Source organism: Bacteroidales bacterium (genome assembly GCA_031276035.1).
Classification (GTDB): domain Bacteria; phylum Bacteroidota; class Bacteroidia; order Bacteroidales; family BM520; genus RGIG7150.
On sequence record JAISNV010000039.1, the window covers coordinates 1 to 7,407 of the forward strand.

Below are 7,407 nucleotides of genomic sequence, written 5' to 3' on the forward strand. Positions count from 1 at the left end.
TTTCACGCTACGCCTGCTATCTAATTGTACAAAATGCCGATCCTTCTAAAGAAATAGTGGCATTGGGACAAACCTATTTTGCCGTACAAACACGATTGCAGGAAATTAGCCAAATGGAAATAGACTAAATAAGATTATCAACGAAAATCTATATTAAAGAATCGTAACATGACACAAGATCAGATAAATCACTTATTGGCATTACCCAAAAGGGTAGAAAAGGATGGTATTTTGGAAGAATCCATTACTTTGGATCAACAAATACCTTTTCAACACCGCTATAAATTAAAATCCCCAATCGATGATGGTTATACATTTTATATAATGTAGATCAAAGCGCAAAAAATCACTTGAAATTGACTTTGCATCTTATGGACAATGAAACAAAGATTGGTTTACTTCGAATAGATTTTAATGGACAACATCAAAATCCGGAAGAAATTAGTGATAGGTTGCCTGAAGATTTACATCCTTTTGTAGGGAATTTTTTTGCTTATAATGAACCACATGTACATTGTCATGTAGAAGGATATAGAACAATGGCATGGGCAAAACCATTGGCTAATGATTATCCTGTGCAGAATATTTCTTCGCCTGCTGATGTGATAAATGCATTTTATGCATTTAACACCCTGATTGCATTAGAGACCCGTTTCACAATAAACCCCATATTGTTATGACTTGGATTGATGAATTGATAACTAATTATTATAAGTTTCTGAGAGATAGAACAACTATCATAACCGATACCGGTACTGACTGGGCAGTTATCAGTACACCTTTTATAGGTGCATTTAATGATAATCTCGAAATATATGCTAAGAAAAGCCATGATAAAATTATCTTATCTGACGATGGCATTACTTTAAAAAATCTAGATTTGCAAGGCGTTTCCATCAGCCACTCGCCGAAACGGAAAGAGTTTTTTGAGAGATTGTTATTGACTTACGGGATAACATGCAACAACGATGAATTAATCGTCGAAGCTACCGTAACCAATTTTGCTCAGAAAAAACATAACCTTATTATGGCTATTTCCGAAGTAAGCGACATGTATATGCTCAGCAAGCCGGCAGTATCATCTTTTTTTAAAGAAGATGTGAGGCATTTTTTTGATGAACAGGAAATCATATATACCCCGCAGTTTATTTCGAAAGGACGAACAGGGTTGGAATTTACTTTTGATTTTCAAATTGCATACAAGAATAAAGAAATTGTCATCAAATCGTTCAATTCACTGAATAAAATGAATATGCCTAACTTCTTGTTTACTTGGGACGATGTAAAAAGTGTTCGTGAACAGGTAAGCAATAAGAACTTAATGGGTTTGGCATTCGTCAATGACACAGAAAAAGAAGTAGAACCGGAATACATTGAAGCGTTGAGAAGTCGGAATGCAGAATGTATTTTATGGTCGGAAAGAAGTAAATCTGAAAATGTACAAAAGTTGATTGCATAAGCTATGGGTGAGTGGAAGGAATATAGATTAGGCGATGTATTAGAGCTAATCGGAGGAGGAACTCCTAAAACAAACAATCCAGCTTATTGGAATGGGGATATCCCATGGTTATCTGTTGTTGACTTTAATAATGGGATGAAATACGTAGCGGAAACAGAAAAATATATCACACATGAAGGTTTGAGGAATAGTAGTACAAAAATCCTAAATAAAGGGGATATTATTATATCTGCAAGAGGAACTGTAGGTGTTATTGCTATATTAAAAAAGTCAATGGCTTTTAATCAATCTTGCTATGGAGTACGAGCTAAATATGATTTGACATTCAATGATTATCTCTATTATTTATTAAAAATATCATCTGTTTTTCTATTTGACACAGAAAGAAAAATTACAGATGAAGGCCTTGGACAAATAGGTTCAGGTCTACCTCCAATGGGAACAGTATTATTATCATCAAGAGCACCTATTGGTTATTTGGCAATTACTGATGTTCCTATTGCAATAAATCAAGGATGTATTGGTATAATATGTGATAAAAATATTTCAAATTATTTTATATATCTTTGGTATAAAGAAAATATGAGTGAAATAGAAAATGCTGGTAATGGTTCAGTATTTCAGGAAATATCGAAATCTTCTTTTAAAGCTCTGGATATAGCTATACCACCAATAGATATATTAGAGTGTTTCGACAAAAAAATTGAGCCATTATTTAAAAAAATGAACACTAATCAAACCCAAATCCACACCTTCACTTCTCTTCGCAATATCTTATTGCCGAAGTTTTGATGAGTGGTGAAATTAATATAACTTTGTAACAATTTAATTTTCACAAAAATGATAGTAGAATTTTATACCGCAAACGAAGATATTATAAGTTTGTCGGTCATCAAAAAAAACAATATAGAGAATCATTATCAACTTATTGATGAGGCTAACTCTATATGGATGGAGATCGAACTTCAAGGACAAAGTTTGGCTATTCTTTCAAAAGACAAAAGGATTCTTGACAATGATGAGTCAATTGAGAATAAATTGGATAATATTCTTCTTGAAATTATTGAGATTGAAAAATCAGGAACTGACACCTTCAATGAAAATGATACTTCCGATATAAATCCATATGATCCAGATAAAATAAAAGTAAGGTCAGATAAAATAGCTGTATCTATCTTAAGTAAAATGATTGATAATGGAAGCATAGATCTCAACCCGGATTTTCAAAGAAATTTAGTTTGGAACAGTTTTCAAAAATCAAGACTGATCGAATCAATCTTATTGAGAATTCCATTACCAATGTTTTATTTTGCAGAAGACGAAGAGGGTAATCTTTCTGTTGTAGATGGATTGCAGCGGATTTCTACTATAAAAGAATTTATGGATAATAAATTCCCATTGAAAAATCTTCAATACTTAAACGAATCTTGTGAAGGAAGATATTATGAAAACAAAGGTAAAAAGAAAGGCCTTGATCCAAAATATTTGAAGTGGTTCGATCTGACTTCTATCTCTGCAAACATTATAGATCCTTCTTCGCCCTCCAAGGTTAAATATGATATATTTCGTAGAATCAATACAGGAGGAAGACCTTTAAATAACCAAGAGATAAGAAATTGCTTAACAGGTAAAGGATTGAGAGAAGTTTTAAAACGAATGGTTAATCTTCCGGAGTTTAAATCAGCAACAGGCAAAAGTATAAAAAGTACCCGTATGGAAGATCAAGAAATGGCTTTGCGCTTTCTGAATTTTTATCAGCTATACGAACAAAATAGAAATATTGATGAATACAATGGTTATATGGATGTCACATTAGATGAATTTACAGATAAGAATATAAAAAATCCCCCCCAATATTTTGAGAAATATATAACTCTGTTTTCTAATGCAATGAAAAATGCGGAATATTTAATTGGGAGCAAATATGCATTTCGAAAAATCCAGTCAAAAGACATTCAGCCTGATTCCTATAAACAACTAATCAATAAAGCTCTTTTTGTTTGCTGTTCTATATTATTGGCGGATTATAATAATGATATAATAAAAGAAATGAATAATGAATATGTTTTAAAAGCATTAATTGTAAACGAAATAGAAAATGATAAACAACTGCTGAATTATCTTTCTTACGGAACAAATGGTAAAGCAAATCTGCTATACACCTTTGATATATTAAGAACACTTTTTCAGAATAATATAAAATACTACTCATGATTAATCTGACAATAAAAAATTTTAAATGCTTTTACGCTATTGAAGTACCAATAAGTGATTTAACTGTTTTTGCCGGTGGCAATGGCAATGGCAAAAGTACAGCCATTCAATCACTATTACTTCTTCGTAGGACAGTTGAACATTGTAGTGAATGGAAATCAGATCATTTCCAATATAATGCTCCTAATAACCTAAATATTGAATTAAATGGAACTTATTGTTTAGGCCTAGGAAATAGTATAAGTGTTTTACCAACCGAATTTGAAGAAACTGAAATAGAATTAGGGATTAATACTGAAGGTAAGAGTTTTGCTGTTTTATATGACACTAACAAAGGTGACGAACTATGGATAACACCAAAAGAGGTCAAAAACAAATTTTCTTTTCCAGATAATCCTTTATTCTTTCAACAATTTTATTATTTAAACGCTGAAAGAATTGGGCCTAGGATTACTCAGAATATAAAGTTTTACGATTATTACAATGTGGGGGTTCAAGGTGAATTTACTGCTCAAATCATTTATGATCTTGATAGTTTAGAATCCAAGACTGAATTCAAAATAGATACCAAAAGAATATTGTACGATAAGAATTATTTGAAAGGGAATAAGTTTCAACATCACATTAACGCATGGCTTAGTTTTATAATAGATGGTGTTACAATAATCCCTATTAAAGATAGCAACACGCATACTGCAAGAATTGTTGTTGAAAACTCTTTTTCAAAAGGAAAGCCAACATTTCCTACAAACACTGGATTTGGAATTAGCTATTCCTTACCGATTATTGTTTCTTGCTTGTTAGCCGAAAAGAACAGAATTCTGATTATTGAAAACCCGGAGGCACATTTACACCCTTCTGCTCAATCTAAAATGGGATATTTTTTAGGAGTAATGGCAAATGCTGGAGTAAAAATCATTGTTGAAACTCATAGCGATCATATTATTAATGGAATTCAAATCGCAGTGGCTAAAAAAGTAATAGAATACAATAAAGTAATTATCAATTATTTCCACAGAGAAGATAAAACAAAAGAAGAGTTAGAAGAAGAAAAGATTTTAGGAATAAAACAACAGCCCGCTATAAAATCAATTCAAATGAATCAACAAGGGGAATTATTAGAATGGCCGAAAGGTTTTTTTGACCAAACACAAATAGATTATATTGATTTAATTAACATCAGAAAAAAGCGATGAGCCATTTCTTTATTCATAATTTCTCATTAATGTGCAACACCTATAATGATTTCAAAATAGGTGTTGGAAGATTAGTTGAAATTCAGCGAAATGTAAATCATACATTTTATAAACATAATTCTTGCTATGAGATAGATTATTTTTTGAATGAAGTATTTCCTAAATGCAATCTGCCAGAAGAAAAAATTATTTTGGATTACTTTGAGAAACTAACTACCTGTGATTCTAAGATAGAGAGTGAAGTTTCAGCTATTGAGTTTTGCGGTAGTGATGTAAATGGTTTTTTAGGAGTTAATTTTCAGGGAATTGACATCAATATTCATAAAAAAATAACAGATCAAGCTGCTTATGAGAACTGGATTCAACACTATCAGTCTAATTTTGAAAAAATGACAACCAAGTTTTCTAACACTCGGCATAGTAATAAATTTAAAAAAGATTTTGATAAACTAAGTAATGTGGTTCAAGAAGCAATATTAAGTAAAATAGATGATGCGATTGCACAAAATTGCATAAAACAACCTGATGGAATCATCATAAAAGAAGTTTCAATTTCAAATAAATGTAAAATATTGGAATTAAGAGTGTTTAGCCCTGTAGCATTGAGAATGTATTTTAATTTTAAAAATAATATAATTTTTCTTGCGAGTATTGAGCAAAAATCTAATCCAAATCAAAATGAAGACATTAAAAATGCGGAGAAACTTCTTATCCATCTTAATACGATAGGTTAAAATGGAAAACAAAAATCACCGAATCCCACATCGAAGCTTTCGCCATAGAACTGTTTGAAAAACAAGGCTATCAATACATCTACGCACCCAACATTGCACTGGACGATGAAACACCTGAACATAAAAACTATGAACAGGTTCTGCTTATAAAACGTTTACGCCGTGCAATACGCCGTATTAACCCGAATATTCCTGCCGAACAGCAGGAAGAAGCTATACGTGAAATCCAGCGTATTACCTCTCCGGAGTTGATAGCAAATAATGAAACCTTCCATCGTTACTTAACGGAAGGCATTCCGGTAAGCTATCAATATTATGGTAGCGAACGCGGTGATTCGGTTTGGCTGATTGATTTTGAAAATCTGTTTAATAATGACTTTGTAGTAAGTAATCAATTATTGCTCGACCTGATTCGTCATTTCATCGTGTTTGAGAAAACAAAGCAAGAAGATGCTAAAACCGGAATAGTTACTATAAACACTATTAAAAAGATTGCAGCTTATCATCAATATTATGCGGTAAATCACGCTGTCGAATCTACACTTAGGGCTTCGGGATATATAAAGAAAGAACAAGAAAACATTCTTCGTGAATCTCCGGCAAGCTATGGTTTGCCGGGAGTAGATCAGATCTGGATGATCAGTTATTTGATACTTTTGCCGCATCTAAACAATTGTTGCGCCAAACACCTATACAGGCAGAAGATCGCTCTCAACTGAAAGAGCTGTTAAAAGTTAATTCGGGTGGAATTGTATTTACTACCATACAAAAATTTAATCCCGAAACGGGAAATATATACGATTTACTTTCCGAACGTGAAAATATTATCGTAGTACCATACTTGCAGCCGAAGAATATATTTTAGGTTTAGACGACGGCAAAAAACGTTTCATCAATGAGGTCACAGCCTTATCTAAAGCTTTTGCTATTGCCATTCCGCATGATCAAACAATGGATGCCAAAGATGAAGTTGCCTTTTTTCAGGCAGTAAAGGCTCGCCTTGCAAAATTTGATTATACAGCTTCCGGACATTCTAATGAAGAACTGGAAACAACTATTCGTCAGGTCATTGACAAAGCTTTAGTTAGCGAACAGGTCATTGACGTTTTCGATGCAGCCGGATTAAAAAAGCCGGATATCTCTATCTTATCGGAAGAATTCTTATTAGAACTGAAAAACATGGAGCATAAAAACATTGCATTTGAAGTTCTAAAGAAACTGCTTAACGATGAGATAAAAAACCGGGCAAAGAAAAATCTGATAAAGAGCAAAACGCTAATGGAAATGCTCGAAAACTCAATCAAGAAATATCACAATAAAATACTCACGGCCGCAGAGGTCATTGACGAACTGATAGAATTAAGCCGTGATATCGTTGCAATGGACAATGAAGCCGAAGCAATGGGATTGACTGATTTCGAGTACGCGTTTTACACGGCTGTTGCCGATAATGATAGCGCCAAAGAATTAATGCAACAAGATAAGTTAAGAGAATTAGCCGTTGTGCTAACAAAAACAATACGCCAAAATGCATCCATTGACTGGACCATAAGAGAAAATGTTAAGGCTAAACTGAAAGTCTCAGTCAAGCGCTTACTCAGGAAATTCGGCTGTCCACCGGATATGCAGATATTGGCAACGGAAACCGTGTTGAAACAAGCGGAAATGATTGCAGAAGAATTGACAAAAAATAAAGAACCTATCCCCAAAGCCCAATAACGATTTTTCAGATCACTCCGGGACTTTTGTCCGTTCGATTTCTTCAAAAACCTTAGGTAATTGTATCAAGGAACGATCAATCTCA

General features: G+C 33.1%; 9 protein-coding genes. All 9 read left to right on the forward strand.

Annotated features, from left to right (window positions below; genetic code table 11):
* Positions 1 to 371 precede the first annotated feature (371 nt).
* The 9 genes from LBP67_09980 to LBP67_10020 are packed head-to-tail and all read left to right on the forward strand — an operon-like array spanning position 372 to position 7,322.
* Positions 372 to 680 carry a hypothetical protein gene (locus LBP67_09980; protein ID MDR2085307.1) on the forward strand — a complete coding sequence of 103 codons (309 nt, stop codon included), beginning with the start codon at positions 372 to 374 and terminating at the stop codon, positions 678 to 680.
* Complete coding sequence (locus LBP67_09985) at positions 677 to 1,459, forward strand: DUF1828 domain-containing protein (GenBank protein MDR2085308.1); 783 nt, start codon at positions 677 to 679, stop codon at positions 1,457 to 1,459. The genes LBP67_09980 and LBP67_09985 overlap by 4 nt, the downstream gene beginning before the upstream one ends.
* A gap of 3 nt (positions 1,460 to 1,462) precedes the next feature.
* Positions 1,463 to 2,251 carry a restriction endonuclease subunit S gene (locus LBP67_09990; protein ID MDR2085309.1) on the forward strand — a complete coding sequence of 263 codons (789 nt, stop codon included), beginning with the start codon at positions 1,463 to 1,465 and terminating at the stop codon, positions 2,249 to 2,251.
* A gap of 48 nt (positions 2,252 to 2,299) precedes the next feature.
* Positions 2,300 to 3,673: a DUF262 domain-containing protein gene (locus LBP67_09995; protein ID MDR2085310.1), complete on the forward strand. Its 1,374-nt coding sequence runs from the start codon at positions 2,300 to 2,302 to the stop codon at positions 3,671 to 3,673.
* Positions 3,670 to 4,869 carry a DUF3696 domain-containing protein gene (locus tag LBP67_10000; GenBank protein ID MDR2085311.1) on the forward strand — a complete coding sequence of 400 codons (1,200 nt, stop codon included), beginning with the start codon at positions 3,670 to 3,672 and terminating at the stop codon, positions 4,867 to 4,869. The genes LBP67_09995 and LBP67_10000 overlap by 4 nt, the downstream gene beginning before the upstream one ends.
* Positions 4,866 to 5,603 (forward strand): hypothetical protein, encoded by a 738-nt coding sequence (locus LBP67_10005; GenBank protein ID MDR2085312.1) that lies wholly within the window; start codon positions 4,866 to 4,868, stop codon positions 5,601 to 5,603. The genes LBP67_10000 and LBP67_10005 overlap by 4 nt, the downstream gene beginning before the upstream one ends.
* A 29-nt stretch (positions 5,604 to 5,632) precedes the next feature.
* Positions 5,633 to 6,322 (forward strand): hypothetical protein, encoded by a 690-nt coding sequence (locus LBP67_10010; GenBank protein MDR2085313.1) that lies wholly within the window; start codon positions 5,633 to 5,635, stop codon positions 6,320 to 6,322.
* Positions 6,235 to 6,468: a hypothetical protein gene (locus LBP67_10015; GenBank protein ID MDR2085314.1), complete on the forward strand. Its 234-nt coding sequence runs from the start codon at positions 6,235 to 6,237 to the stop codon at positions 6,466 to 6,468. Before LBP67_10010 ends, LBP67_10015 begins: the two co-directional genes overlap by 88 nt.
* Before the next feature lie 26 nt (positions 6,469 to 6,494).
* A complete protein-coding gene (locus LBP67_10020; GenBank protein ID MDR2085315.1) occupies positions 6,495 to 7,322 on the forward strand; it encodes a DUF3387 domain-containing protein in 828 nt (275 codons plus the stop codon).
* The last annotated feature ends 85 nt before the right edge of the window (positions 7,323 to 7,407 follow it).

Bases quoted from the DNA above. Each gene is read 5' to 3' on its own strand.
- LBP67_09980 (MDR2085307.1), top strand. From the start codon at position 372: ATGGACAATGAAACAAAGATTGGTTTACTTCGAATAGATTTTAATGGA.
- LBP67_09990 (MDR2085309.1), top strand. From the start codon at position 1,463: ATGGGTGAGTGGAAGGAATATAGATTAGGCGATGTATTAGAGCTAATC.
- LBP67_10005 (MDR2085312.1), top strand. From the start codon at position 4,866: ATGAGCCATTTCTTTATTCATAATTTCTCATTAATGTGCAACACCTAT.
- LBP67_09985 (MDR2085308.1), top strand. From the start codon at position 677: ATGACTTGGATTGATGAATTGATAACTAATTATTATAAGTTTCTGAGA.
- LBP67_09995 (MDR2085310.1), top strand. From the start codon at position 2,300: ATGATAGTAGAATTTTATACCGCAAACGAAGATATTATAAGTTTGTCG.
- LBP67_10000 (MDR2085311.1), top strand. From the start codon at position 3,670: ATGATTAATCTGACAATAAAAAATTTTAAATGCTTTTACGCTATTGAA.